General features: G+C 73.5%; 26 protein-coding genes. 15 read left to right on the top strand and 11 right to left on the bottom strand.

Translation table 11 applies throughout. The features are described from left to right. Nucleotide 1 precedes the first annotated feature (1 nt). Entirely contained in the window at nt 2-451 is a 450-nt protein-coding gene (locus DWV08_RS02825) for a hypothetical protein (RefSeq protein ID WP_241237300.1), read from the top strand. Between the two features lie 4 nt (nt 452-455). Next, nucleotides 456-1,004 (top strand): CDP-alcohol phosphatidyltransferase family protein, encoded by a 549-nt coding sequence (locus DWV08_RS02830; RefSeq protein ID WP_115412416.1) that lies wholly within the window; start codon nt 456-458, stop codon nt 1,002-1,004. On the opposite strand, the gene DWV08_RS02835 is transcribed toward DWV08_RS02830, so the two are convergent. After that, complete coding sequence (locus DWV08_RS02835) at nt 976-1,248, bottom strand: putative acetyltransferase (protein WP_115412417.1); 273 nt, start codon at nt 1,246-1,248, stop codon at nt 976-978. The two genes, DWV08_RS02830 and DWV08_RS02835, sit on opposite strands and share 29 nt — an antisense overlap. Before the next feature lie 148 nt (nt 1,249-1,396). On the opposite strand from DWV08_RS02835, the gene fdxA reads away from it, so the two are divergent. The 6 genes from fdxA to pflA all read left to right on the top strand — a co-directional run bounded on the left by fdxA (nt 1,397) and on the right by pflA (nt 7,914). Continuing rightward, entirely contained in the window at nt 1,397-1,726 is a 330-nt protein-coding gene (fdxA, locus tag DWV08_RS02840; RefSeq protein WP_115412418.1) for a ferredoxin, read from the top strand. 5 nt (nt 1,727-1,731) lie between these two features. Next, complete coding sequence (gene dapC, locus DWV08_RS02845) at nt 1,732-2,901, top strand: succinyldiaminopimelate transaminase (protein ID WP_115412419.1); 1,170 nt, start codon at nt 1,732-1,734, stop codon at nt 2,899-2,901. A gap of 55 nt (nt 2,902-2,956) precedes the next feature. Continuing rightward, nucleotides 2,957-4,354, top strand: coding sequence for a citrate synthase (locus DWV08_RS02850; RefSeq protein WP_115412420.1), 1,398 nt, complete (start codon nt 2,957-2,959; stop codon nt 4,352-4,354). A gap of 207 nt (nt 4,355-4,561) precedes the next feature. Continuing rightward, nucleotides 4,562-6,676, top strand: a complete 2,115-nt coding sequence (locus tag DWV08_RS02855; protein WP_115412421.1) for a pyruvate formate lyase family protein — start codon at nt 4,562-4,564, stop codon at nt 6,674-6,676. A gap of 110 nt (nt 6,677-6,786) precedes the next feature. Further along, a complete protein-coding gene (gene grcA2, locus DWV08_RS02860) occupies nt 6,787-7,038 on the top strand; it encodes an autonomous glycyl radical cofactor GrcA2 (protein WP_115412422.1) in 252 nt (83 codons plus the stop codon). A gap of 24 nt (nt 7,039-7,062) precedes the next feature. Next, the gene (gene pflA, locus DWV08_RS02865) at nt 7,063-7,914 is read left to right on the top strand and encodes a pyruvate formate-lyase-activating protein (protein ID WP_115412423.1); all 852 of its coding nucleotides are present in this window, start codon (nt 7,063-7,065) and stop codon (nt 7,912-7,914) included. On the opposite strand, the gene DWV08_RS02870 is transcribed toward pflA, so the two are convergent. Continuing rightward, entirely contained in the window at nt 7,901-8,776 is an 876-nt protein-coding gene (locus DWV08_RS02870; RefSeq protein ID WP_420897509.1) for a hypothetical protein, read from the bottom strand. The genes pflA and DWV08_RS02870 overlap by 14 nt on opposite strands. Nucleotides 8,777-8,869: 93 nt before the next feature. Further along, nucleotides 8,870-9,841: a 2,3,4,5-tetrahydropyridine-2,6-dicarboxylate N-succinyltransferase gene (gene dapD, locus DWV08_RS02875; RefSeq protein ID WP_115412425.1), complete on the bottom strand. Its 972-nt coding sequence runs from the start codon at nt 9,839-9,841 to the stop codon at nt 8,870-8,872. A gap of 90 nt (nt 9,842-9,931) precedes the next feature. Between dapD and DWV08_RS02880 the strand changes: the two genes are divergently transcribed. After that, the gene (locus tag DWV08_RS02880) at nt 9,932-11,227 is read left to right on the top strand and encodes an MFS transporter (RefSeq protein WP_115412426.1); all 1,296 of its coding nucleotides are present in this window, start codon (nt 9,932-9,934) and stop codon (nt 11,225-11,227) included. Here DWV08_RS02880 and DWV08_RS02885 read toward each other — a convergent pair. Both DWV08_RS02885 and DWV08_RS02890 read right to left on the bottom strand, forming a co-directional pair. Next, on the bottom strand, nt 11,188-11,928 hold the full coding sequence (locus tag DWV08_RS02885; RefSeq protein WP_115412427.1) for a winged helix-turn-helix domain-containing protein: 741 nt from the start codon (nt 11,926-11,928) through the stop codon (nt 11,188-11,190). The two genes, DWV08_RS02880 and DWV08_RS02885, sit on opposite strands and share 40 nt — an antisense overlap. Before the next feature lie 529 nt (nt 11,929-12,457). Further along, the gene (locus DWV08_RS02890; protein WP_115414883.1) at nt 12,458-13,366 is read right to left on the bottom strand and encodes a hypothetical protein; all 909 of its coding nucleotides are present in this window, start codon (nt 13,364-13,366) and stop codon (nt 12,458-12,460) included. Nucleotides 13,367-13,408: 42 nt separating this feature from the next. Between DWV08_RS02890 and DWV08_RS02895 the strand changes: the two genes are divergently transcribed. The 4 genes from DWV08_RS02895 to DWV08_RS02915 all read left to right on the top strand — a co-directional run bounded on the left by DWV08_RS02895 (nt 13,409) and on the right by DWV08_RS02915 (nt 17,469). Further along, nucleotides 13,409-15,190 carry an FAD/NAD(P)-binding protein gene (locus tag DWV08_RS02895; RefSeq protein WP_115412428.1) on the top strand — a complete coding sequence of 594 codons (1,782 nt, stop codon included), beginning with the start codon at nt 13,409-13,411 and terminating at the stop codon, nt 15,188-15,190. After that, a complete protein-coding gene (gene dapE, locus DWV08_RS02900) occupies nt 15,187-16,299 on the top strand; it encodes a succinyl-diaminopimelate desuccinylase (RefSeq protein WP_115412429.1) in 1,113 nt (370 codons plus the stop codon). The genes DWV08_RS02895 and dapE overlap by 4 nt, the downstream gene beginning before the upstream one ends. A gap of 16 nt (nt 16,300-16,315) precedes the next feature. Then, entirely contained in the window at nt 16,316-17,068 is a 753-nt protein-coding gene (locus DWV08_RS02905) for an LOG family protein (protein WP_115412430.1), read from the top strand. A gap of 233 nt (nt 17,069-17,301) precedes the next feature. Further along, complete coding sequence (locus DWV08_RS02915) at nt 17,302-17,469, top strand: DUF3117 domain-containing protein (RefSeq protein ID WP_115412432.1); 168 nt, start codon at nt 17,302-17,304, stop codon at nt 17,467-17,469. Nucleotides 17,470-17,618: 149 nt separating this feature from the next. Here DWV08_RS02915 and DWV08_RS02920 read toward each other — a convergent pair whose 3' ends face one another. Then, nucleotides 17,619-18,272: an O-methyltransferase gene (locus tag DWV08_RS02920; protein WP_115412433.1), complete on the bottom strand. Its 654-nt coding sequence runs from the start codon at nt 18,270-18,272 to the stop codon at nt 17,619-17,621. Nucleotides 18,273-18,428: 156 nt separating this feature from the next. On the opposite strand from DWV08_RS02920, the gene tatB reads away from it, so the two are divergent. Continuing rightward, nucleotides 18,429-18,845, top strand: coding sequence for a Sec-independent protein translocase protein TatB (gene tatB, locus DWV08_RS02925; RefSeq protein WP_115412434.1), 417 nt, complete (start codon nt 18,429-18,431; stop codon nt 18,843-18,845). A 121-nt stretch (nt 18,846-18,966) separates the two neighbouring features. Here the strand turns inward: tatB and DWV08_RS02930 are convergent, their stop codons facing one another. The 4 genes from DWV08_RS02930 to DWV08_RS02945 all read right to left on the bottom strand — a co-directional run bounded on the left by DWV08_RS02930 (nt 18,967) and on the right by DWV08_RS02945 (nt 23,613). Beyond that, nucleotides 18,967-20,046, bottom strand: a complete 1,080-nt coding sequence (locus tag DWV08_RS02930) for a P-loop NTPase (protein WP_420897510.1) — start codon at nt 20,044-20,046, stop codon at nt 18,967-18,969. Nucleotides 20,047-20,108: 62 nt separating this feature from the next. Then, the gene (locus DWV08_RS02935; RefSeq protein WP_115412436.1) at nt 20,109-20,720 is read right to left on the bottom strand and encodes a DUF1003 domain-containing protein; all 612 of its coding nucleotides are present in this window, start codon (nt 20,718-20,720) and stop codon (nt 20,109-20,111) included. A 2-nt stretch (nt 20,721-20,722) separates the two neighbouring features. Continuing rightward, complete coding sequence (locus DWV08_RS02940) at nt 20,723-22,072, bottom strand: magnesium transporter MgtE N-terminal domain-containing protein (protein WP_241237301.1); 1,350 nt, start codon at nt 22,070-22,072, stop codon at nt 20,723-20,725. Further along, entirely contained in the window at nt 22,069-23,613 is a 1,545-nt protein-coding gene (locus tag DWV08_RS02945) for an aminopeptidase P family protein (RefSeq protein ID WP_115412437.1), read from the bottom strand. Before DWV08_RS02945 ends, DWV08_RS02940 begins: the two co-directional genes overlap by 4 nt. A gap of 37 nt (nt 23,614-23,650) precedes the next feature. Here DWV08_RS02945 and DWV08_RS02950 point away from each other — a divergent pair, with 37 nt between their 5' ends. Continuing rightward, nucleotides 23,651-24,535: a PHP domain-containing protein gene (locus DWV08_RS02950; protein WP_115412438.1), complete on the top strand. Its 885-nt coding sequence runs from the start codon at nt 23,651-23,653 to the stop codon at nt 24,533-24,535. A 126-nt stretch (nt 24,536-24,661) separates the two neighbouring features. Here the strand turns inward: DWV08_RS02950 and DWV08_RS02955 are convergent, their stop codons facing one another. Beyond that, nucleotides 24,662-26,446: a DEAD/DEAH box helicase gene (locus tag DWV08_RS02955; protein ID WP_115412439.1), complete on the bottom strand. Its 1,785-nt coding sequence runs from the start codon at nt 26,444-26,446 to the stop codon at nt 24,662-24,664. Nucleotides 26,447-26,467: the final 21 nt, after the last annotated feature.

Consider the following 26,467-nt stretch of genomic DNA (forward strand, 5'->3'; position numbering starts at 1 on the left):
GGTGACGGCCGCCCCCACGCCGACGAGCGCCGCGCGCACGGTGGACACCACCTCGCTCGCCGCGCGGCTCGCCCAGGCGGCGATGGCGATCGTGCTCGCGATCGTCTCCGTGCTGCTGATGCTCACCACGCATCGGCTCTCGCTCGACGTGCTGGGGGCGGCGATCCCGGTGGGCCTGCTGTTCGGGGCGCTGTTCCAGGGCGTGGTCTGCGTGTTCCTGTGGGCGGCCACCGGCGCGCGGCTGCCGCTTCTGGTGCTGGGCTGCCTGTGGCCGGTGCTCGCGATCCCGTTCCTGGGGGAGGGCGTGGGCGGCGGCGTGCTGCTGCCGGCCGTGATCGCCGGCCAGGTGCAGCTCTCCGGATGGATCGTCCAGGCCATCGGCGTGGGCGTCCCGTTCCTGGTGGCCGCCCTGGCCACCGTGGCGGACCGGCGCCGTTCCCGGGCACGATGAGCACATGAGCGCCTCGACACGGGCCGACTGGGCGACGATCCCGAACCTGGTCACGCTGCTGCGCTTCCTGCTGCTGGCCCCGGTGTGCCTGCTGCTGCTGGACGGCCCGGACACGCTCGCCGTGGTGCTGATGCTGGTGTGGGCCTCCACCGACTGGATCGACGGCCTGCTGGCCCGCGCCCTGGACCAGACCAGCCGCACCGGCGCCGTGATCGACCCGATCGCCGATCGCATCGGGCTCGCGGCGATCGTGCTGTCCCTGGCGCTCGCCGAGCTGCTGCCGTGGGCGGCGCTGGTGGTGATCGTGGTGGTCGACGTGGCGATGGCGGTGCTGGCCACCTCCGCGGCGCTGGGTGGTCGGATCTCGGTGTCCCGCCTGGGGAAGATCCGCACCTTCGTGCTGATGGCCTCGGTGTTCCTGCTGGCCGCCGCGGCGGCGTGGTGGCCGCCGCTGGTGCCCGCCGTGCAGGCGCTGCTGTGGGCGGGCGTGGCGCTGCACGCCGTCTCGGGGGTCGACTACATCGTCAGCGCCCGCCGGGCCCCGGCCTCCTGACCGGGGGAGGGGGGACCTCCTTCGCGGCGATCACCAGCGCGCGCGGCACCCGCACCTCGCCGCGGCGGGTCATCACCTGCACCGCGGCATCGTCCTCGTCGGTGATGGTGCCCAGCGCATCGGTCATCGACTCGCCGTGCGGGGAGGACTCCCGGTCGATCGCGTAGCGCAGCACCACCCGGCGCCCGGTGCGGAGGAAGGGCGCCCAGCCGGCGCGCACCCGGTGCTCCTCGTGCTTCGTCATCGCCTGAGGCTAACCCCGGCCTCCGCGGCCCTGCGCGGCGCGGACGGTGTGCGACCTGTCACCTCCTGCCGGCGCCGCCGCCGCAGGCGGCCCGGGGCGCAGGGGGGATGAGATGATGGGACACGTTCCCGACGGAAGGAAGCCGCCCATGACCTACGTCATCGCCCTGCCCTGCGTCGACGTGAAGGATCGTGCCTGCGTCGACGAGTGCCCCGTGGACTGCATCTATGAGGGCAATCGGATGCTCTACATCCAGCCCGACGAGTGCGTGGACTGCGGCGCCTGCGAGCCCGTGTGCCCCGTGGAGGCGATCTTCTACGAGGACGACACCCCGGACCAGTGGGCCGAGTACTACAAGGCCAACGTCGAGTTCTTCGACGAGATCGGCGCGCCCGGCGGCGCGGCCAAGATGGGCGTGATCGACAAGGACCACGCGATCATCGAGGCGCTGCCGATCCAGCCCAACCCGCTGGCCTGAGCGCCATGCCCTCCCACGCCCGTCCCGCCCCCGCACGCTCCGGACTCGCCGCGCGCCTGCCCGCCTTCCCGTGGGACGCGCTGGTGCCGGCCCGACAGCTCGCCGCCGCCCATCAGGACGGCCTGGTGGATCTCTCCGTCGGCACCCCGGTGGACCAGACCCCTGCGAGCGTGCAGCAGGCGCTGGCCGCCGCGGCGGACAGCCCCGGATACCCCACCACCATCGGCACCCCCGCCCTGCGCGAGGCGCTGGTGGACTTCGTGCGCCGCCACCGCGCCGCGCCCGGCACCCTGGACGTGGAGGGGGTGCTGCCCACCGTCGGCTCCAAGGAGCTCGTGGCGCACCTGCCGTTCCAGCTCGGCCTCGGTCCGGGGGACGTGGTCGCCTTCCCGCACATCGCCTACCCCACCTACGACATGGGCGCCCGTTTCGTCGGCGCGGAGCCGCTCGGAGTGGACCCGGCGCGCCTCGCGGCCGAGGGGGACGCGGCGCTGCCGGAGCCGTCGGCCGCGCAGCGGATCCGCCTGCTGTGGCTGAACTCGCCCTCGAACCCCACCGGTGAGGTGCTGAGCAGGGCGCAGATGGCCGCGCTGGTGGCCTGGGCACGGGAGCGCGGGATCGTGGTCGCCTCCGACGAGTGCTACGCGCTGCTGCCCTGGACGGTGGACGAGGTCCCCTCGGTGCTGGACCCGGAGGTCAACGGCGGCTCGCTCGACGGCGTGCTGTGCGTGTACTCGCTGTCCAAGCAGTCCAATCTCGCCGGCTACCGGGCGGCGTTCGTCGCGGGTGATCCCGCGCTGGTGGGCGAGCTGGTGGCGGTGCGCAAGCAGGCCGGGATGATGCTGCCCGGTCCGCTGCAGGCGGCGATGGTCGCGGCGCTGCAGGACGACGAGGCGCCGGCGCGGCAGCGTGAGATCTATCGCGCCCGCCGCGATCTGCTCGCCCCCGCCCTGCGGGCCGCGGGCGGGGAGATCCACGGCTCCCAGGCGGGGCTGTACCTGTGGACGACCTTCGGCGAGGAGGCGATGACCAGTGTCGAACGCCTCGCCGCCGCCGGTGTCCTGGTGGCCCCCGGCATGTTCTATGGTGTCGGTGGTGGGAGCTTCGTCCGGGTCGCCCTGACGGCGACCGACGAGCGGATCACTGCCGCCGCCGGGCGTCTCGAGCGCCTCTAGTCCTCACGGCGCCCCTCGGCGCCAGCCCGATCCGACCACGCACAACGGAGAGCCCATGGATCACGCCACGACCGCCGCTCAGCTCACCACGGGGGAGTCCACCCTCGATCTGCCCCACGTCCCCGCCGTCGAGGGCAACACGGGCATCGGCATCGGTCCCCTGCGCAAGGCGACCGGGGCGGTCACCTACGACCCGGGCTTCATGAACACCGCCAACGCGAAGTCCTCGATCACCTACATCGACGGCGACGAGGGCGTGCTGCGCTACCGCGGCTACCCGATCGAGCAGCTGGCCGAGCAGTCCTCCTTCCTGGAGGTCTCCTACCTGCTGATCCACGGCGAGCTGCCCACCCAGGGGCAGCTCGAGACCTTCGTGTCCCAGGTGGAGCGGCGCACCCTCCTCGACGAGCGCTTCAAGCGCATGTTCGACGGCTTCCCGCGGGACGCGCACCCGATGGCGGTGCTGCAGGCCGGGGTCTCGGGGCTGTCCACCTTCTACCAGGACTCCCTGAATCCCTTCGACGAGGAGCAGGTGCGGCTCTCCTCCGTGCGGCTGCTGGCCAAGATGCCCACGATGGCGGCCTACGCGCACCGCCTCGCCCAGGGCCACGCCCTGCTCTACCCGGACAACCGGCTCTCCCTGATCGAGAACTTCCTGCGGCTCACCTTCGGCTTCCCCGTGGAGGAGTACATCGCGGATCCTGTCGTCGTCCGGGCGATGGAGCAGCTGCTGATCCTCCACGCGGACCATGAGCAGAACTGCTCCACCTCCGCGGTGCGCCTGGTCGGCTCCGCCCAGGCGAACCTGTTCACCTCGATCTCCGCGGGCATCGGTGCGCTCTCGGGCCCCGCCCACGGCGGGGCGAACGCCGCCGTGATGGAGATGCTCGACCAGATCCGGGCCGAGGGCATGGACCCGCGCGACTTCATGGAGAAGGTGAAGAACAAGGAGGAAGGCATCCGGCTGATGGGCTTCGGCCACCGGGTGTACAAGAACTACGATCCGCGCGCGAAGTTCGTCAAGAAGATCGCCGACGACGTGCTCGAGCGGCTCGGCGTGCACGACGAGCGGCTCGAGCTGGCCATGAAGCTCGAGGAGATCGCGCTGAAGGACGACTACTTCGTGGAGCGCCGCCTCTACCCGAACGTCGACTTCTACACCGGCATCATCTACCGCGCCATCGGGTTCCCCACCCACATGTTCACCGTGCTGTTCGCGATCGGGCGCCTGCCGGGCTGGATCGCGCAGTGGCAGGAGATGATCCACGACCCGGAGACCAAGATCGGCCGCCCCCGGCAGATCTACACCGGTGCGGCCGAGCGCGACTACGTGCCGATGGCGGCGCGCACCGGCACCACCGAGCTGCGGCTCGAGCAGCTCGCCTCCGAGGTCGAGGCCGAGCGCCGCGCCCACCAGGAGAAGCTCGCCAAGGAGCGCCGCCTGGACCACTGAGCAGGCCGACGGATCCTGCGCCGCGGGCCCGCCGCCCGCCCCGCCACGGGGCGTGCGGCGGGCCCGTCCGCGTCCCGGGGAGGAGCCCGTCACCGCAGGCCACGCAGGGACCGACGTCCCGGAGCGGGCCCCTCCACGGCGCCTAGCCTGAGGGCATCGCGGAGGGCGACGCCCCGGCCGTCCTCCCCGCCCCCGAGGAGGATCGCCATGACGTCTGCCACCACCGACCGCGCCCGCACCGAGGCCGCCGGAGGTGATGCCTGGGCAGGGTTCGCCGCCGGCCCGTGGCAGGACGCGATCGACGTGCGCGACTTCCTCCTGCGCAACTACACCCCCTACGAGGGGGACGCCTCTTTCCTCGCCGGCCCCACCGAGAAGACCGTGCGCGTCTGGGACCACCTCGAGCGCACCTATCTCGCCGAGGAGCGGCGTCGGCGCGTGTACGACGTGGACACCACCACCCCCGCGGACATCGACGCCTTCGGCGCCGGGTACATCAGCGAGGACGACGACGTGATCGTGGGCCTGCAGACCGACGTCCCGCTGAAGCGGGCGATGATGCCCGCTGGCGGCTGGCGCATGGTCGAGACCGCCATCCGCGAGGCGGGCAAGGAGCCGGACGCGCGCATCCGGGAGATCTTCACGAAGCACCGCAAGACCCACAACGACGGCGTCTTCGACATCTACACCCCGCGGATCCGCGCCGCCCGCTCCAGCCACATCATCACCGGACTGCCCGACGCCTACGGCCGCGGCCGCATCATCGGCGACTACCGCCGCCTCGCCCTCTACGGCGCCGACGCGCTCCTCGCCGAGAAGGAGGCGGCGAAGGACGCCGTGGTGGACCAGGGCTTCAGCGAGCACTGGGCCCGGTACCGCGAGGAGCACTCCGAGCAGATCAAGGCCCTGCGCAAGCTGGTGCGCCTGGGCGAGATCTACGGGCTGGACCTGCGCCGCCCCGCCGCCACCGCGCAGGAGGCCGTGCAGTGGACGTACATGGCCTACCTCGCCTCGGTGAAGAGCCAGGACGGCGCCGCGATGTCGATCGGCCGTCTCTCCGGCTTCCTCGACGTCTACCTAGAGCGGGATCTCGCCGCCGGAGTCCTCACCGAGTCCGCGGCCCAGGAGATCATCGATGCACTGGTGATCAAGCTGCGCATCGTGCGCTTCCTGCGCACCGTCGACTACGACCAGATCTTCTCCGGCGACCCGTACTGGGCCACCTGGTCCGATGCGGGCTTCGCCGAGGACGGCCGGCCGCTGGTCACGAAGACGTCCTTCCGCCTGCTGCAGACGCTGCGGAACCTGGGCCCCGCCCCGGAGCCGAACATCACCGTCTTCTGGGATCCGTCGCTGCCGAGCGGGTACAAGGAGTTCTGCTCCGCGATCTCCATCGAGACCTCCTCGATCCAGTACGAGTCCGACGCCCAGATCCGGGAGCGCTGGGGCGACGACGCCGCGATCGCGTGCTGCGTCTCCCCGATGCGGGTGGGCAAGCAGATGCAGTTCTTCGGTGCCCGCGTCAACGCCGGCAAGGCTCTCCTGTACGCCCTGAACGGCGGCCGCGACGAGGTGACGGGGAAGCAGGTCACCGAGCCGGGGCTGCACACCCCGATCACTGGCGAGGGCCCGCTGGACTTCGACGAGGTCTGGCAGCGCTACGAGGAGATGCTCGACTGGGTGGTGGGCACCTATGTGGAAGCGCTGAACATCATCCACTACAGCCACGACCGCTACGCCTACGAGGCGATCGAGATGGCGCTGCACGACAGCGAGATCGTGCGCACCATGGGCTGCGGCATCGCGGGCCTGTCGATCGTCGCGGACTCCCTCTCGGCGATCCGCTACGCGACAGTCACCCCGGTGCGGGACGAGACCGGGCTGATCGTCGACTACCTCACCGAGGGGGACTTCCCCCGCTACGGCAACGACGACGACCGCGCCGACGACATCGCCGCCACGATCGTGCACACCGTGATGCAGAAGATCGCGCAGATCCCGATGTACCGCGACGCGATCCCCACCCAGTCGGTGCTCACGATCACCTCGAACGTCGTCTACGGCAAGGCGACCGGCTCGTTCCCCTCCGGGCACCGGGCCGGCACCCCGTTCTCCCCGGGCGCGAACCCGGCCAACGGCGCCGACACCCACGGCATGGTCGCCTCGATGCTCTCCGTCGGCAAGCTCGACTACCACGACGCTCTCGACGGGATCTCGCTGACCAACACCATCACCCCGCAGGGCCTGGGCCGCACCAAGGACGAGCAGGTGACGAACCTGGTCGGGATCCTCGACGCGGGCTTCCTGATCGACGACGAGTGACCGTCGCACCGGCCGGCCGACGTGCACCGTCGGCCGGCCGGCATCCGGCGGCCCCGCCGGACCAGCCCATCCACCCCCGCACCTGCACCGCTCATCTGGAGGAGACCCCCATGACCACCCCCACCTTCGACCAGCGCCTCGCCTCCATGAGGGCGAGCCGCGCCGCGCACAACGCCGAGTCCGGCCTGTTCCACGCCAACATCAACGTGCTGAACAAGGACACGCTGGTCGACGCGATGGAGAACCCGGAGGAGTACCCGAATCTCACCGTGCGCGTCTCCGGCTACGCGGTGAACTTCGTGAAGCTCACCCGTGAGCAGCAGCTCGATGTGCTCGAGCGCACCTTCCACCAGAGCGCCTGAGCGCCGGAGGGCGTGAGGAAAGCGATGACGCAGAGCACCGACCTGCTGGGTCGGCCCGCCCGGAACCGGCGGGCCGGCGCCGGCATCGAGGGCATGGCGGAGGCGGGACTGGCCCGGTCCGAGCGGCTCACGGCGCTGCGCGAGGGCCGGCTGGCCGTGATCCACTCCTGGGAGCTCGTGACCGCCGTGGACGGCCCCGGCACGCGGCTGACGATCTTCTTCGCGGGATGCCCGCTGCGGTGCGTGTACTGCCACAACCCGGACACCATGGAGATGCGGCGCGGGCAGGACGTCGAGCTCGCGGAGCTGGAGCGGCTGTTGCGGCGCTACCGCCGGGTGTTCGCCGTGACCGGCGGCGGGATCACGCTCTCCGGTGGGGAGGTGCTCATGCAGCCCGCCGTCGCGCGCGCCGTGCTGCGCACCGCGAAGGAGCTCGGGATCCACACCGCGATCGACACCTCCGGGTATCTCGGCGCGGTCGCGAAGGACGAGTTCCTCGCTGACGTCGACCTCGTGCTCCTGGACGTCAAGAGCGGCGACGAGGCGACCTACCGGGCTCTCACCGGCCGCGCCCTGCAGCCCACCGTGGACTTCGGCGACCGCCTCGCGCGCGCAGGGATCGCGACCTGGGTGCGCTTCGTGGTGGTGCCGGGCTGGACCGACGCGGTCGAGAACGTGGAGCGCGTGGCGGACATCGTGGAGCGCTGGCGGGACGTGGTCGAGCGGGTGGAGGTGCTGCCCTTCCACACCATGGGCCAGGACAAGTGGGATGCGCTGGGGATGCAGTACCGGCTGCGGGACGTGCAGCCGCCCTCGGCGGAGGTGGTCGAGCGGGTGCGGGAGCAGTTCCGCGCTCGCGGTCTCACCGTTCGCTGACCAGCACCACCACGCGTTCGGCGTCCCCGCCCTCGGCCTCGCCCCAGCCGTCGGCGCTCTCGCCGTGCTCGGTGCGGTCCCAGACCCGGCCGCGGTGGCTGACCTGCACCACGCCGTCCTCGGCGGCGCGGGCCACCGCCCAGTTCGCGACGGCCCACCCCAGCGCCTCGTCCCCGCCGGTGTCGATCACCAGCGCGGTCGCGCCCGCACCGGCCGGCAGCAGCGGCGCCGCGGAGGTCGCCGAGTCCAGGGTGGAGGAGAGCCGCCCGGACTCCACCGCCCGCGGGAACTGCCGGGCGAGCTCGCCGCGCACCTGCTCGGGGGAGGCGGTGGCGCCCACCGGCCGCAGGGTGCAGCGCAGGTTGGGGCCGGACTGCCCGGTGAGCGCGGAGGCGTACAGCCGCCCCTCGGTCTCGTGATCGCGGTACGCCTCCGGATGCCCGGAGCGCTGCACCTGCTGGGCGATGTCGTTGATGTCCGCGCTCTGATAGCCGGGCAGCGTCTCGAGCACGTCGTAGAAGGCGTTGGAGGAGTACACCGGATCCATGATCTGCTCCTCGGTGCCCCAGCCCTGGGAGGGCCGCTGCTGGAACAGCCCCAGCGAGTCGCGGTCGCCGTAGTCGATGTTGCGCAGCTGCGACTCCTGGTACGCGGTGGCCAGCGCGATCGAGGCCGCTCGTGGCGGCAGCTCCCGGTCCACCGCGACGGCGCTGATCAGCGCCGCGTTCGCCACCCTGTCCGTGGTGTAGCGGTGGCTGGTGCCGAGGCCCGAGGCGACGCAGGTGCCCTCGTGGGCGGGGGAGCCGTAGCGCTCCAGCGCCACGTAGCTGCCGCCCGCGATGCCCGCGAACAGCAGCACCATCACGAGCGGGACGGCGAGGTGGCGCGCCGCGGAGCGGGTCCCGCGTCGGCGCCGAGCGGCGTGTGCGCCCACCTCGCCCGTCCCGTCCGCCGGTCAGTTCGCGTGCAGGGCGGCGTTGAGCTCGACGGTCTGGCCCTCGCGGGCCACCGCCTGCACCGCGCCGGTGAGCGAGTTGCGGCGGAACAGCAGGTTCGGCGCCCCGGAGAGCTCGCGCGCCTTGACCACGTGGGGCTCCGTGCCGGCCTCGCCGATCAGCTCCACCTTGGTGCCCGCCGTGACGTACAGTCCCGCCTCGACCACGCAGTCGTCGCCGAGGGCGATGCCCACGCCGGCCTCGGCGCCCACCAGGGAGCGGCGGCCGATGTTCACGCGCTCGGTGCCGCCGCCGGAGAGGGTGCCCATGGTGGAGGCGCCGCCGCCCACGTCGGAGCCGTCGCCCACCACGACGCCCTGGGAGATGCGGCCCTCGATCATCGAGGTGCCCAGGGTGCCGGCGTTGAAGTTCACGAAGCCCTCGTGCATGACGGTGGTGCCCTCGGCGAGGTGGGCGCCGAGGCGCACCCGGTCCGCGTCGCCGATCCGCACGCCGGCCGGCAGCACGTAGTCGACCATGCGCGGGAACTTGTCCAGCGAGAGCACCGTCGGGGTGCGGCCCGCGGCGATCAGGCGCAGACGGGTCTCCTCGAAGCCGGCCACCGCGCAGGGCCCCTCGGAGGTCCACACCACGTTCGTCAGCCGGCCGAACAGCCCCTCGAGGTTCTGCGCGTTGGGTCGCACCAGGCGGTGGGAGAGCAGGTGCAGGCGCAGGTAGGCGTCGACGGCGTCGGCCGGCGGCTCCGCCAGGTCGACCGCGCGCACCGCGACCTCCTGGGTGGTGCCGCGCACCTCGTCGGCCCGGGCGGCGGCGCTCAGCTGGGCGTGCAGCGGGTGCTGGTAGAGGTCGGAAGGCGCCTCGCCGAGCTGGGGCGAGGGATACCATGCGTCGAGGACGGAGCCGTCGGCGGCGAGAGTGGTGAGTGCGATGCCCCAGGCCTTCGTGGCGGGGGAGTCCGTGGTCTTGCTCATGGGGGAAGTCTACGAACCCCGCGGGCCCGGCGGCGGGCCCGTCCGGCCTGTCGCGGGGAAGGCCACATCGCCCGACGGGCCGGAGGCGCCATGAGCGGCGCTCGCGGGCCGGACGAGGCGCCGGAGGCGGCGGCCCCGCCGCTGCGCCGCAACCTCGAATACCTGAAGTGGCTGCTGGGCGATCTGCTGGCGGACATGGGCACGGGGATCGGCACCTTCGCCTTTCCGCTGGTGACCTTCATGGTCACCGACTCCCTCGGCGTCACCGGGATGGTGGCGCTGGTCCAGGGCGTCGGCGCGCTGGTGGGGCTGGTGCCCGGGGGCCTGCTCGCCGATCGACACGAGCGGCGGCGGCTGCGCCTGCTCGCCGGGCTCACCGGGGCGGCGGTCCAGGCGGTGCTGGTGGCGGTGCTGCTCACCGGAACGGCCGGTGCCGTGGTGCTGGCCCTGCTGGCCTTCGCCGACCGCCTGCGGCACACCCTCCTGGGCGGTGCCTCGAACGCGATGCTCAAGCAGCTGGTGCCCCCCGCGCAGCTGCCCCGCGCGGTCGCGGTGAACCAGGGGCGCGAGGCCGCGGTGGAGATGGGCTCCGGACCGGCTGGCGGGGCGCTGCTGGGACTGTCGATCGCCTTCCCGCCCCTCGCCCAGCTGCTGGGGAACCTGGGCACGGTGGCGGCGACCCTCGCCATGCGCGGGCGGTACCTGCCGCGCGCCGAGGGCGCCGCCCGCACCCGGGTGCGGGACGACCTGCGCGAGGCGCTGCGCTGGTGCGTCTCCCAGCCGATCCGGCTGCAGATGCTCGCGATCTCCTGCGCGGTGAACCTGGGGGCGAACGGCCTGCTGTTCACCGTGCTGCTGGACCTCGCCGACGCGGGCGTGCCCGCCACCCGGATCGGGCTGCTGAACACCGTGCTGGCCGCGGCGATCCTGCTGGGCGCCGTGCTGGCGCCTCGCCTGGTGGACACGGTGCCCACGGGGGCGCTCGCCATCGCTCCGGTGCTGCTCATGGCCGCAGTGGGGGTGTTCCTCCCGTTCGCGCCGGGCCTGGTGTGGATCGGGGCGGCCTATGCGGTGCTCGGCATCGGGTTGCCGGCGATCAACGCCGCGAGCCAGGGCTTCTTCACCCACATCACGCCGGTGCCGATGCAGGGGAGGGTGAGCTCCCTGATGCGGCTGGTCTCCTCGGCGCTGATGCCGCTGGCCCCGGCCGCCGCCGGGTGGGGGCTGCAGCTGGTCGGCGCGCTGGCGACGCTGCTCGGCTTCACGGCGGTGCTGATCGCGGGCGCGGCGGTGGGGCTGCTCGGCCCGGACCTGCGCCGGGTGCCCACGGCCCCGCAGTGGGAGCGCTACGCCCGCGAGGAGGGGCTCGCCGCCGAGGAGGAGTGAGGGCTGGCGGCCTGCGCCCCCTCCGGGCCGGCGCGGTGCGGGCGCCCGCCGACAACGGTGAACAGCATCTGGAGATCCTGGGCGTCCCCCTCCGAATCGGGATCTCCGGGCAGGTCCGCACCGCTCTCGTCGCGGTTCAGGGAGACGAATTCGTCGATCTTCGCGGCGACGGTCTCGAAGAGCTCGCGCGCCTGGCCGGGCGAGAGCCGCAGCGGGGCCGAGATCAGCCGGGCGAATGCCTGCCGCTCCTCCGTCTCGGGGAAGTGTGCGGTGCGCTGGGCGATCTCGGCTGCCCAGGCGGAGCGGATCCACTCGATGGCGGACAGGGTGGTCGCCCCCGACGCTTCGAGGTACTCGTGGTCCACGCCGACCGCCTGCCCCGTCGGCGTCGCCGCCGGCGCGTGCTGGAAGTTGCTCTGGGCGAGCTTCCAGACGCGGTCCCGCTTGTCTCGAGCGGCCTCCGGGGCTTCCGTGATCACGCCCCCACGGGCGAGGGTCCGCAGGTGGTAGCTCACCGAGTTCGCGGGCATGTCGAGATCGGCCGCGAGATCCGCGGCCCGCGCGGTGCCGCGCCGGCCGACCCGCTCGATGATGCGCATCCGCACGGGATGGGCCATCGCCCTGAGCTGGTCACGGGTCGCGTAGCGAGGTTCCCCCTCGCTGTGAGCGGCACTGGTCGGACTGTCGGCGGCAGAGCTCATGCGGCGAGTCTACGGCGAGGGATACGACCAACGAACAGTGCGCAATAAGTCTTGCGCACTATGTGTGGCGGAATTAGTCTGGAGGCACAGCACGCTGTCCGCCAGCTGCCACCGATGAGGAGAACCGTGATGACCGCCGCACTCGTGTCCGCTCGCGCCGCTCGCCCTGCGGCGCACTCCGTCACGCCGACGACAGTCGACGGCCCTGCGCCCCGTGCAGGCCTCCGCCTGCTGGCATGGATCGGTCGGCGACGGTCCGCGCTGCGCCGTCCCCATTCGCCGCACAGTCCCCGTGTCCGGGTCGACAGGGACGCAGAGGGCGAGGCGCGCCGTGCAGAGCACCGCAGTCGGCTCCTGCGTACCGGAATGCACCGCCTGTGGTGAGGGACCTCGTCCCGCGCGCTCTGAGGCGGCCGTCTCCTCGGGCGCCTCGCCACCCTGCACGCGTGCCGTGCAGAGCTCGGCAAGGATCTCCTGCCGTCCCGCCTCGGGCGGTGGAGCGGGCCGGGGCCCGCAGCGGCCGGCGCGCTCACACCGCGGGCGGCTGCTCCTGCGGCGGGAGCGGGCCGATCCACTCCGCGGCCCGGGCGCGGCGCGCCACGCGCAGTTGGCGCCGCGAGCGGAGGTAGACGGCGAGTACGGCCGCCACCAGGGCGGCCGCACCGCCGCCCAGCAGCCACGGCGCCCAGCGCGCCGTCCCGCCCTGCCCGTCCGTCGTCAGCGTGATCAGCAGGATCGCCGCGCCCGCCACGATCGCGAGCACCCCGGCGCCCACGCACAGCGCGGGGCCCAGGGAGTGCAGCAGGATCGGGCCCGCCGAGGAGCCCTGCAGGGGGCGCCGCAGCGGCAGGCCTCGGCCCAGCTGGCCGGGGCGGGTCACCGCCCAGTCCAGCAGCATCCGGTCCCGGCGACGGGTGGCGATGCCGCCCACCACCGCTGCGAGCACCGCGGCGAGTGCGGCGCCCATCAGCAGCACCGGGGCCCGGTCGGGCACCCGCTCGAGCAGCCCGGGGCCCTGCTCCTCCAGGCCCAGCCACACGGTGACCGTGAGGCAGGCCAGCACGGCCAGCAGCGCCGCCGTCTCGATCACGCGCAGCGGCAGCTGGCGGGCGGCCTCCTCGGCCGCATGGGCGGCGTACAGCTCGTCGTCCACGGGATCGGCGCCCTCCTCGAGCACCACGCGGCGCTCGTCGGCCAGGCGCTGCAGGAACTCCTCCGTCGAGGGTCCGGAGCGCAGCGACGGCGCGTACTGCGCCCGCTGCTCGGCGGTGAGCCAGGCCGTCATCACCATCGCGTCGGCGGAGGCCCGCTCCCGCGGCAGCAGGTCCGCGTTGACGATCGCGCGGACCCTCGCGGCCTGCCTCCCCCCGAACAGGCCGGGAGGCGTGGAGGTGCCGCTGTGCGGCAGATGTCGCGGCGACGGAGCGGGAGTCGTCATGCGCACATCGTCCCAGATCCCCTCCCGCGCCATAATGACCAGATGACCGCAGCCCCCGATCCCGTCCGCACCGTCGCCGTCGTCGGAGCGGGACCGCGGGGCACGGCGATCGTCGAGCGGCTGGTCGCCGCCTCGCGCACCCCGCACTGGGACGGCGCCCTCACCGTGCACCTGATCGACCCCCAGGCGGGCCTCGGCGGCGCCGTCTGGCGGCACGACCAGTCCGAGGTGCTGCTGATGAACACCACCACCTGCCAGACCACGATGTACCCCGACGCGTCCTGCCACGCGGCGCTGCCGGCCCCCGGCAGGCCCACCCTCGCCGACCATCTCGCCGCCGAGGGCCTCGCCCCCACGGACTTCGCCTCCCGCGCCGCGCACGGCCGCTACCTCGCCCACGTGCTCGCCACCGCCCGCGCCGAGGCGGACCCGTCCCGGCTGCGGATCGTCACCCACGCCGCCGAGGCCGTGGACGTCACCGGCCCGGCGGACGGCCCCCAGCGGGTGCGGCTCTCCGACGGGCGGGTGCTGCGCACCGATGCCGTCGCGCTCGCCCTGGGCCACCTGCCCACCGCGCTCGGGCCCCGCTCCCAGCAGCTCGCCGACGCCGCCGCGCGCCACGGCCTGCTCCACCTGGGCCCGGCCAACCCGCTGGAGGTGGACTACGGGGCGCTGCTGGGTCGCGAGGCCGTCGCGGTGGCGGGGATGGGCCTGAACTTCTACGACGCCATCGGCATGCTCACCGAGGTCGCCGGCGGCCGCTTCGTGCCCGAGGCCTCCACCCCCTCGGGGCTGCGCTACCTGCCCGGGGGAGGGGAGCCGCTGCTGGTGGTGGGCTCCCGCTCCGGGATGGTGTACCGGCCCAAGCCCGATCTGGGCGCGCGCCTGCCCGAGCCGTGGGTCCCGCAGGTGCTCACCGGGGAGCGGGTGCTCGAGCTGGCGGTGCGCTCGGAGGGCGTGGACCACGAGCGGGACGTGATGCCGCTGATGCTCGCCGAGCTGCGCCGCGCCCTGACGCAGGCGGGCCACCGAGAGCTGGCGAGCGACGAGGCGCTGCTCGCGCTGCTGTTCCCCTTCGGCCGGCGCGGCGAGAGGATGCTCGAGGCGGGCACCGACCCCCACATGTGGACCCGGGACGTGTTGCGCCGGGCCCTGCGCGCCGCCACCGCCCCCGACCCGGCCTGGGTGCTGGTGTACCGGGTGCTGATCGCGCTGCGGATACAGGTGGGGCGCCTCACCGACCTCGGCGCCTACACCACCGAGTCGGTGCGCCGCGACATCGACGGGCACCTGCGCAACGCCTTCGCCTCCTGGGCCTCGGGGCCGCCGGTGCTGCGGGCCCGCCAGGTGCTGGCCCTCGAGGAGGCGTCGCTGCTGCGCTTCACCGGGCCGCGCCTGCACGTGGACATCGACGAGACGGCGGGGCGCTTCGCCGTGCGGGGCGGGGACCGGCCGGCGCTGCTGTGCGACGGGGTGCTCGAGGCCCACCTGCCGCCGGTGGACCTGCCCGCCTACCGCAGCGCCCTGCTGGGCGCGTGGAGGGAGCGCGGCGAGGTGCAGAAGGACTCCTGGGCCTCCCGCGGCACGCGGAAGCGGATGCTCACCGGCTCGATCGCGGTGGACGGCCTGTACTCGCCGATCGGGGCCGACGGCACCGTATTCGAGCGACGGCTGCTGGTGGGGGTGCCCGTCACCACCGCCCAGCCCGGCTCCGCGATCACCGCCGAGCCCGGCACCGGCGCCCAGCTGCTGCGTCACGCCGAGGCGGTCGCGCTGCGCCTGGCCCGCGCCGGCGGGGCGCTCGGGGCCGACGTGGCACGATGAGGTCCATGAGCTCCCAGGAGACCCCCGTCCTCGACCCCCGCGCCGACATCGTGGACCTCACCGCCGCGATCGTCGACATCGCCTCCGTCTCCGGCCAGGAGCGGGTGCTGGCCGATGCGGTCGAGCTGGCCCTGCGCACCCACGCCCCGCACCTCGAGGTGCTCCGCGACGGCGACACCGTCATCGCCCGCACCCACCGCGGCCTGTCCCGACGGGTGCTGCTGGCCGGGCACCTGGACACGGTGCCGATCGCGGACAACCTGCCCTCGACCCGGCGGCACCGGGACGGGCGCGAGGAGCTGGTGGGGCGCGGCAGCTGCGACATGAAGGGCGGGGTGGCCGTGTTCCTGGCGCTCGCCGTCGAGGCGGACGCCGCGCCCGTGGACCTCACCTGGATCTTCTACGACCACGAGGAGGTCGCCGCGGCGGACAACGCGCTCACCCGCCTCGCGGCCGAGCGCCCCGAGCTGCTCGAGGCGGACTTCGCGATCCTCGGCGAGCCCACCTCCGCCGCGGTCGAGGGAGGCTGCAAGGGCACGATGAAGCTCGAGGTCACCGCCCGGGGCGTCGCCGCCCACTCCGCCCGCGACTGGGTGGGGGACAACGCGATCCACCGCCTCGCGCCCGTGCTCGAGCGCCTCGCCGCGCACGAGTCCCGCCGCGCCGTGATCGACGGCCTCGAGTACCGCGAGTGCCTCAACGCGGTGGGGATCTCCGGCGGCATCGCCGGCAACGTGATCCCCGACCGCGCCACGGCCCTGCTCAACTACCGCTTCGCCCCGGACACCACCGTCGTCCAGGCGGAGGCGTTCGTGCGCGAGCTGCTGGCCGGGCTCGATCTCGAGATCACCGTCACCGACGCCGCCGGCGGCGCCCTGCCGGGCCTGGACTCGGAGGCGGCCCAGGAGTTCCTCGCCGCCCTGGGGGAGGACGTCCCGGTCGCCGCCAAGCAGGGCTGGACCGACGTCGCGCGCTTCTCCGCGCTCGGCACCCCGGCGGTGAACTTCGGCCCCGGGGACCCGCTGCTCGCCCACACCGACGACGAGCACGTGCCGGTCGCGGATCTCGAGCTGGCGCTGCGCGGTCTGCGCCGCTTCCTCACCCGCTGAGCGCTACGCTCGCAGGATGACTCACGAGGATCGAGAGCGTCACCGCAAGGGGCCGATCACGCTGCGCGGCGCGCAGCGGCCCGCCCGCACCACGGACCAGCGCCTGCTGGAGGAGGACGGCCCGGCGGACTGGGTGCACGCGGACCCGTGGCGGGTGCTGCGGATCCAGGCGGAGTTCGTCGAGGGCTTCGGCGCGCTCGCCGAGCTGGGCCCGGCGATCTCGCTGTTCGGCTCCGCCCGGCTGCGCGAGGACAGCCCCTACTACGACTGCGCCGTCCGGATCGCGCAGGGCGTGGTGGAGATGGGGTACGCGGTGATCACCGGCGGCGGGCCCGGGATCATGGAGGCCGGCAACCGCGGCGCGCAGGAGGCCGGCGGGGTGTCCGTGGGGCTGGGCATCGAGCTGCCCCACGAGCAGGGGATGAACGAGTATGTCGACCTCGGGGTGGACTTCCGCTACTTCTTCGCGCGCAAGACGATGTTCGTGAAGTACTCCAGCGGCTTCGTGGTGATGCCCGGCGGCTTCGGCACCTTCGACGAGCTGTTCGAGGCGCTCTGCCTGATGCAGACCCACAAGATCGACCTGTTCCCCGTGGTGCTGGTGGGGCGCGAGTACTGGCAGGGCCTGCTGGACTGGCTGCGCGGCACCGTGGTCGAGGGCGGGATGGTCAGCCCCGCGGACATCGACCTGCTGCGCGTGGTGGACACCGCCGAGGAGGCGCTGGAGGTGCTGCGCGAGGCGGCGACGAGGGGGCCGGCCGCGTCATGACCGCGGCGAGCCCGATGGTGCTGCTCCTGCTGCTGCTCGCCCTGGTGGTGGCGGTGGCGATGGTGGGGGTCGCGACCGGGCGGCTCGGCGGCGGGCTGGACCTCCCAGCACGCCGCCGGAGGCCCCGACGTGCGCGCAGGTCCCGAGACCTGAGATAATGGCCACCGTACGCGCATTGTCCGTGGCCCCGTCCGGGGGGCCACGCCAGGGCAGTGACTCATCAAGGAGGCACGATGGCTGCTATGAAGCCGCGCACCGGTGACGGTCCGCTCGAGGTCGTGGAGGAGGGTCGCAGCATCATCATGCGCGTCCCGCTCGAAGGGGGAGGCCGCCTGGTCGTCGAGATCGCCGCGTCGGAGGCGGCTGAGCTTCACGAGGCCCTCGAGGGCGTCATCGGCTAGCACGTCACCAGCCTCGGCGTCGGCCCCGCACCGCTCGGTGCGGGGCCGCTGTCGTTCCCGCGGCGATCCGTCCGGGCGGGTCGACGGTGCGGGCCACGGGCCGACGCGGCGGGCAGCGGGCCGACGAGAGCCGACGGGGAGGGCCGCCGTCAGGGGCGCAGCACGGCCGCGAGCACGCCGTCGCCGCTGCCGGTGAGCACGGCGACGAGATCCTCCGCCTCGGAGACGGCCCGCAGCAGGGCGCGCACGGACTGCGTGGTGGCGTCCCGTGCGGTCGGGTCTGGCACCCGGTCGTGGAACAGGGCGTGCGGGATCACCAGCACCCCGCCGGGGCGCAGCAGGCGGCGGGCGTGCTCGAGCAGGTCCAGGGAGTGCGGGGCGTGCGCGGGGAAGCTCACCAGGTCGTAGGCGTGGTCCGTGAGCCGGCCCACCACATCGCGCGGGCGCCCGGCGATGGTGCGCACCCTTGGGGTGCGGATCCCCGCCTCCGCGAAGGCCTCGCGGGCCGCCCGCTGGTTCTCCACCTCCGGATCGATCGTGGTGAGCACCCCGTCGGGATGCATGCCCGAGAGCAGGTAGAGCGAGCCCACCCCGCTGCCGGTTCCGATCTCCACCGCGGAGCGGGCACGCACGGACGCGGCCAGCACGCGCATCAGCGCGCCGGCACCGGGCAGCACCGGGGTGGCGCCGAGCTCGCTGCCGCGCTCCCGGGCGCGCGCGAGCACCCCGTCGTCGGCGAAGAGGGTCGCCTCGTCGAGGAACTCCTCACCGTGGGCCCAGCCGGCCACCTTTCCCGACGGCATCCGTGCATCCTCTCCGTTCATGGCGTGATCTGGCGATCTCTCCGTCCATCGTGCGATCTGGCGATCCTACGACAGCGCCCGCTCCTGTGAGCCCCACCGCCCGTGCGATGCAATAATGTCAGCGCGTCAGCGGATCTCGAGACACACAGGTGGACAATGGGCGGCACTGGATTCTTCGGCCTCGGCGGCTGGGAGCTCGTCGTCCTGCTCATCATCTTCCTGGTGGTCGTGGGCCCGCAGCGGCTCCCGGACGTCACCCGGCAGCTGGTGCGCTGGGTGCGCCAGGCGCGCCGCTGGGTGGACGACTCCCGCACCACCGTCGAGGACGAGATGGGCATCGCCATCGAGGACCTCAAGAAGTACGATCCGCGCCAGTACGATCCGCGCCGCATCATCCGCGAGGCCTGGGGGGACACCGACCTCGAGGACCTGGTGCCCAGCAAGGAGGCGCTGGGCGTCGCCGCCGGCGGCGCGGCGGCCGGTGCCGCCGCCACCGCGACGAAGGGGAAGAAGGGCGCGGCCGGCAAGGACAAGGGCCCGCAGCGCGCCCCCTTCGACGACGAGGCCACCTGAGACCGACTCCGAGACCGCCCGGACCGTTCGGCGCGAGACCGCCCGTCCCCGAGACCGCCGGGCCCGTCGGCGCGCCACCGCCCGGTCCCGTCGCCGGGGGAGCGGCGGCGCCGCGTGGGCGTCAGTGCCGCGTGACCGTCAGCGGCAGCTTCATCCCGCCCAGCCCGCGGGGCTTGCGCACCAGGGAGCGGGCGATGCCCCGCAGCGCGAGCGCGGTGGGGGAGTCGGGCCGGGAGACCACCAGCGGCACCCCCTGATCGGCGCCCTCGCGCAGGGCGGGATCGAGACCCACCCGGCCGAGCACCGGCACGTCGTGGCCGACGGACCGGCCGAGCGCCTGCGCCACCCGGTCGCCGCCGCCGGTGCCGAACACGTCCATCACCGAGCCGTCCGGCAGGGTGAGCCCGGCCATGTTCTCGACCACGCCCGCGATCTCCTGCTCCGTGGAGGTGGAGAGCGATCCGACCCGCTCGGCCACCCCGGAGGCGGACTGCTGCGGGGTGGTGACGACCACCATCTGCGCGCTCGGCAGCAGCTGCGCCACGGAGATCGCGACATCGCCGGTGCCGGGCGGGAGGTCCAGCAGCAGCACGTCGAGGTCTCCCCAGAACACGTCCGAGGCGAACTGCTCGATGGCGCGGTGCATCTTGGGGCCGCGCCACACCACCGCCTGCCCCTCGGGGACGAACATGCCGATGCTCATCACCGCGACGCCGTGCGCCTCGGGCGGCATCAGCAGGTCCGAGACCTTGGTGGGCTGATCGTCGATGCCGAACATGCCCGGCATCGAGAAGCCGTGGATGTCCGCGTCGATCACGCCCACCCGCAGTCCGTCGGCCGCCATCGCGGCGGCGAGGTTCGCGGTGACGGTGGACTTGCCCACCCCGCCTTTCCCGGAGGAGATCGCGAAGATGCGGGTGAGGGAGCCCGGCTGGTTGAAGGGGATCTGGCGCCGGCCCTGGCGCAGGCGGGTGGTGAGCTCCCGGCGCTGCTCCTCGCTCATCGCGCGGGTGGAGACCTCCACCCGCGACAGGCCGGGCACGGTGGCCGTCGCCTCTGCCGTCTCCCGTTCGATCCGGTCCCGCATCGGGCAGCCCTCGATCGTCACCAGCACCTGCACCCGGGCGGTGCCGTCGGCATCGACCTCCACCGAGTCGACCATGCCGAGCTCGGTGAGGGGGCGGTGGATCTCGGGATCCATCACGCCGGAGAGGGCGTCGTGGATGCGGGCGACGCGGTCGTCCTCGGGAGGCGTCGAACTGGTCACTTGGGGTGCTGCTCCTTCTCGGGGGCGGGGGTGGTGGGCGTCTCGGCGGTGCGGCGGTCCAGGGCCGCCTCGACCTCCTCGCGGAGCACGGCGCGCAGCGCCTCCGGATCGACGCCGGGCCGCGGCGACTCCTCCTCGAGCTCCTCGAGGAGGTCGCGCAGCTCGCCGCGCACGAAGTCGCGGGTGGCGACGTCGTTCAGGGCCAGCCGCAGCGAGGCGATCTCACGGGTGATGAAGTCGGTGGTGGCGTGGTTGCGCTCGTTGGACTGGCGGTCCTGCTCGGCCTGGACCCGGTCGCGGTCGTCCTGGCGGTTCTGCGCCAGCAGCAGCAGCGGCGCGGCGTAGGAGGCCTGCAGCGAGAGGATCAGGGTGAGCAGGGTGAAGTTCAGCGCGCGCGGATCGAACTGCGCCGATTCCGGGGCGAGCGAGTTCCAGGTGAGCCACACGGCGCAGAACAGCGTCATCCCCACCAGGAAGGCGGGGGTGCCCATCATGCGCGCGAAGCCCTCGGCGGCGCGGCCGAAGGCGTCGCCGCGCAGGGGGTTGCGCAGCAGCTGGCCCCGGCGCGGCGAGGGGTCGTCGAGCGGCCCGGGAGTGTGCTCGGCCATGCTCAGTCCCCCTTCGTGCGGTCCGTGCGGTCGTCCTCCTCGCCGCTGCGCGCGGTGGCGCGGGCGATCTCCGAGAGATCGATCTGTCCGGTGGTCGGCGGCGGCTCGTCCTGCTCGCGCCAGTCATCGGGCAGCACGTGGTCGAGCACGTCGTCCACGGTCACGGCGCCCAGCAGGCGGCCGTCGTCGTCCACCACCGGGATGGAGACGAGGTTGTAGGTCGCCATCTCGCGGGTCACCGTGGACAGCGGTGCACGGGGATCCACGGCCACCTTGTCCTGGTCGATGATCTCGCCGACGGGCCGGTCCGGGCGCTCCCGCAGGAGCTGCTGGAAGTGGACGATGCCCAGCAGCTTCCCGGTGGGGGTCTCCAGCGGCGAGCGGCACACGTGCACCGTGGAGGCGAGCGCGGCGTGGATCGCCTCCCGGCTGATCATCGCCAGGCAGTGCGCCACCGGGGTCTCCGGCGCCACGACCAGCGGCTCGGTGGTCATCATGCCGCCGGCGGTGTACTCGTCGTACGCCAGCAGGCGGCGCACGTCCTCCGCCTCCTCCGGCTCCATCAGGTTCAGCAGCTGGGAGGCGACGGCGTCCGGCAGCTCCTGGACCAGGTCCGCGGCGTCGTCGGGATCCATCGCGTCGAGGATGTCCGCGGCGCGCTTGGCGTCCAGCCCGGTGACCACCTCGACCCGGATGTCCTCCGGCAGCTCCTCGAGCACGTCCGCGAGCCGCTCGTCGGCCAGCTCCCCGGCGAGCTCGATCCGTCGCTTGGGCTCCAGCTCCTGGATGATCTCGGCGAGATCGGCCGGGTTGAGGTCCTGGTAGGAGGCGGCCAGCAGGTGCGCGGACTGCTCCGCCTGGCTGCCGTACAGCCCCGCCACCTCGGAGAGCTCGACGGTGAGGGTCTGGCCGCGGGAGACGAGCCGGCTCAGCGAGCTGCCGCGACGGCGCCGCAGGTGCAGGCGCGAGACCTCCCAGTCGCGGTGGCGGTTCTGATCCAGCGCGATGTCCAGCACCGTCGCCTCGCCGGTGCCGTCCTGCAGCGTCACCACCCGGTCCAGCAGATCGCCGATCACCAGCAGCTCGCCGGTGCGCTTCTCGAAGCGGCGCACGTTCAGCACCCCGGTGGAGATCACCTGGCCGGGGGAGATGGAGGTGACCCGCGTGATCGGCAGGAACACGCGCCGCTTGGCGCCCACCTCCACCACCAGGCCCACGGCCCGGGCGCTGGTGCGGCTGGAGGGCACCACCACCACGTCGCGCACCGTCGCCACCATGTCCCCGATCGGATCGAAGACGCTGGTGCCGGCCAGTCGCGCCGCGTAGAAGCGGGGCTGCGCGGCGGTGCTCACCGCTGCATCTCGGCGATCCAGGCCTCGACGTCCTCGGCACGCCGCGGCGCGGCGGCGGAGAGGTTCTCGACCCCGTCGGCGGTGACCAGCACGTCGTCCTCGATGCGCACGCCGATGCCGCGCAGCTCCTCGGGCACCAGCAGGTCGTTCTCCTTGAAGTACAGGCCCGGCTCGATGGTGAACACCATCCCCGGCACCAGCTCGGCGTCGAGGTACATCTCGCGCCGCGCCTGGGCGCAGTCGTGCACGTCCATGCCCAGGTGATGGCTGGTGCCGTGCGGCATCCAGCGCCGGTGCCACTGCCCCTCGGGAGCCAGGGACTCCGCGGCGGTGCCCGGCAGCAGCCCCCACTCCTCCAGGCGCGCGGCCAGCACCTCCATCGCCGCGGTGTGCAGGTCGCGGAAGCGCAGCCCCGGGCGGGCCACCGCGAAGGAGGCGTCGGCGGCCTCCAGCACGGCGTCGTACACCCGGCGCTGCACGGGGGAGAAGGTGCCGGAGACCGGCAGGGTGCGGGTGACGTCCGCGGTGTACAGCGAGTCGATCTCCACGCCGGCGTCCACCAGCACCAGCTCGTCGGGGCGCACCGCACCGTCGTTGCGGGTCCAGTGCAGGGTGCAGGCGTGGTCGCCCGCCGCGGCGATGGTGTCGTAGCCCACGCCGTTGCCGTCGGCGCGCGCGGTCGCGGCGAAGGCGCCCTCGATCACGCGCTCCCCGCGCGGATGGCCCACGGCCCGGGGGAGGCTGCGGATCACGTCCTCGAAGCCGCGCAGGGTCGCGTCGACCGCCTGGCGCATCTGGCGGATCTCGTACTCGTCCTTGACCAGGCGGGCCTCGCTGGCGGCCTCCTTGAGGGCGGCGCGCTCCGCGGCGGCGTCCTCCCCGTCGGGCAGGCCGTTCTGCTCCCGGATCTCGGCGACCATCGCCTCCACGCCCGCATCGACCTCGGGCATCACCGTCAGCGACAGCTGGGCGCCGACGTCCTTGGCGAGGTGGTCGCGCAGCTCGTCGATGTGTCGCACCTCGATGCCGAGCCGCTGGGAGGCCTCGGCCACGGTGGGGCGACGCCCCACCCACATCTCGCCGTAGCGGGAATCGGCGTAGAACTCGCTGGTGTCGAAGCCGGCGCGGGGCCGGAAGAAGTAGGTCGCCTCGGCGCGGGCCGGGTCCTCCGCGGACGGCTCGACGACGAGCACGCTGTCGGGCTCCTCGTCGGTGCCCAGCCCCGCGTAGTACGCGAAGGCGGAGTCGGGGCGGAAGGGGTAGTCGGTGTCGTTCGAGCGCACCTTGAGCACGCCCGCGGGCAGCACCATCCGGGTCGCCGGCAGGCGGCCCACCAGGGCGTCGCGGCGTGCGGGCGTGTGATCGGCCGCCTCGCGGCGTTCGGCGTCCGGCACCGTCTCGTCCCAGCCGGAGGAGATGAACGCCCGGAACGCCTCGCTGCTGGGGCGCTGCGAGCGGGAGTCCCCCCGGGAGGCGAGGTCCTTCATCCGCTCGCCGTTGGTGGTGCCGTCGGTGCTGGTCTCGGTGTTCTCGGTGCTCACCCCACGATGTTCTCACGGCCCGGTCTACCCTGGGAGCATGAGTGAGAGGTCAGACTCCCCGGCGACGCAGCGCATCGACCTGCACTCGCACAGCACCTGCTCGGACGGCACCACCTCCGTCCCGGAACTGTTCGCGCAGGCGCGCGCGGCCGGGTTGGACGTGCTGGCGCTCACCGACCACGACACCGTGGAGGGCTGGCCGCAGCTGCCCGCCGCGGTCGCCGCCAGCGGCGTCGCGGCCGTGCCCGGCATCGAGGTCTCCTGCGAGCAGGGGCACCGCAGCGTGCACCTGCTGGCCCTGCTGGTGGACCCGTCCGGGCACACCGACCTGGCCGCCGAGATGGCCGAGGCGCGCTCCTCCCGCATCGAGCGCGCCCGGCGCATGGTCGCGCTGATCGGGGAGGACCACCCGGTCTGCTGGGAGGACGTGCTCGCGCAGGTGGCGGGGGAGGAGACGGTGATCGGACGGCCCCACATCGCCGACGCCCTCGTCGCCGCGGGGGTGGTGCCGGACCGGTCCACGGCGTTCACCGAGATACTGCGCCCGACGGGTCCCTACTACGTGCCCTACTACGCGCCCTCGCCGCTCGAGGCGGTGGCCGCGATCCGGGAGGCCGGCGGCGTCTCCGTGATCGCGCACCCCGGCTCCGTCACCCGCGACGACGACCTGCCGGTGGAGCTGCTCGAGGAGCTCGTGGAGGCCGGGCTGGACGGTGTGGAGGTGCACCACCGAGAGCACGACGACGCCGAACGGGAGCGGCTCGGCGCCTTCGCCGCACGGCACGACCTGCTGGTCACCGGCGGCAGCGACTTCCACGGCACGGGCAAGCCCAACCGGCTGGGCGAGCACCTCACCGCGCTCGAGGTGCTCGCGGAGATCGAACGCCGCGCCACCAGCGGAACCTCCGTGCTCCGCCCCTGAGCTCCGCGCTGGACGCGCCTCCGGCGGCGGCACGGGAGCACCGCGGCTCCCGCGACCCGCTCCGACGGCGCCGGGCCCCGACGACGCGAAGTCGTCGAGGCCCGGCGCGCGGAGGGCGGGGAGGGCTCAGCCCTCGGAGCCGCCGTGTGAGGAGCCGCCGTTCGAGGAGCCGCCACGACTGCGGCTGCGACCACGGCCGCCGCGTGAACGCCGCCGACGGTTCGAGGAGCCGCCGCCCGACTCGGAGGAGTCGCCCTCGTCCCCGGGGCCGTTCGACGGCGCCTCGCCGCCTGCGCCGTCGCCGCCGACGACCTCGCCGTGCACCCGGCGGGTGCGCGAGCGGGAGCGCTGGCGACGCGGACGCTCGGAGGACTCGCCGCCCGCCTCGTCCCGCGCGGGGGCGTCCTCGCGCGGCCCGCCGTCGCTCTCGCCGCGCGCCTCCCCGCCGCCGCGACGCGCACCGCGGGAACGGCCCTCGCCGCGCCCGCCGCGGTCGCGGCCGCCCCGGCCGCTCTCGCGCCCGCCGCGGCCCTCGCCGCGCGGGGCCCGACCGGCCGCGTCGGGACCGCCGAGATCCTCGATCTCCTCCGCGTCCAGGCCCTCCCGCGTGCGCCGGTCCTTCGGCAGTGTGCCCTTGGCGTCGGTGGGGATGTCGAGATCGGTGAACAGGTGGTCGGAGGTGGAGTAGGTCTCCACGGCCTCGGTCGACTCCAGTCCCAGCTGCCGGGCGATCAGGCCCCAGCGCGCGAGGTCCTCCCAGTCCACGAACGTGATCGCGGTGCCCTTCTTGCCCGCGCGGCCGGTGCGGCCGGTGCGGTGGAGGTAGGTCTTGTCGTCGTCGGGGCAGTTCCAGTTCACGACGTGGGTGACGTCGGTGACGTCGATGCCGCGGGCGGCGACGTCGGTCGCCACCAGCACGTCGATCTTGCCGTTGCGGAAGGCGCGCAGCGCCTGCTCACGCGCCCCCTGTCCCAGATCGCCGTGCAGCGGGGCGGCGGCGAATCCGCGGTCCGCGAGATCGCCGGCCACCCGGTCCGCCTGGCGCTTGGTGCGCATGAAGATGATGGACAGGCCGCGGCCTCGGGCCTGCAGCACCCGGGCCATCACCTCGATCTTGTCGAGCTGGTGAGCGCGGTAGACCACCTGCTTGATGTCCGCCTTGGTGCGGGCCTCGTCGCCGGGGTCGTGGGCGCGGATGTGGGTGGGCTGCAGCATGAACCGGCGCGCGAGCGCCATGATCGGGCCGGGCATCGTGGCCGAGAACAGCATCGTCTGCCGGTTCGTGGGCACCGCCTGCAGCAGCTTCTCGATGTCCTCGAGGAAGCCCAGGTCGAGCATCTCGTCGGCCTCGTCGAGCACCGCGGTGCGCACCTGGGAGAGGTCCAGGTGCTTCTGGCGCATCAGGTCGATGAGACGGCCCGGCGTGCCCACCACCACCTCGACGCCCTTCTCGAGCGCCTCGATCTGCGGCTCGTAGGCGCGGCCGCCGTAGACGGTGAGGATGCGGATCGGGCGCTTCGCCGAGGCGGTCTCGAGATCGTGCGCCACCTGCACCGCGAGCTCGCGGGTGGGCAGCACGACGAGCGCCTGCGGCCTCCCGATCGGGCGGTCCTGCGGGTTCGGCTCGCCGGGGGCGACGGAGTTCTGCAGCAGCGGGATGCCGAATCCGAGGGTCTTGCCGGTGCCGGTCTTGGCCTGGCCGATGATGTCGCGGCCGCGGAGGGCCACCGGCAGGGTCAGGGCCTGGATCGGGAAGGGCGTGGTGATGCCCTTGGCGGCGAGCGCCTCGACGATGTCGGCGCGGACGTCGAAGTCGGCGAAGGTCTTCTGCGGGTCGGGGGTGCCGGAGCTCTGCTCGACGGCGGGGGAGGCCGACACGGCCTCATCGGTGTGCGGGATGGTTTCAGGCACCGTTCAACTCTCTGGTCATGG

Source organism: Brachybacterium saurashtrense (assembly GCF_003355475.1).
GTDB classification, from domain to species: Bacteria; Actinomycetota; Actinomycetes; order Actinomycetales; family Dermabacteraceae; genus Brachybacterium; species Brachybacterium saurashtrense.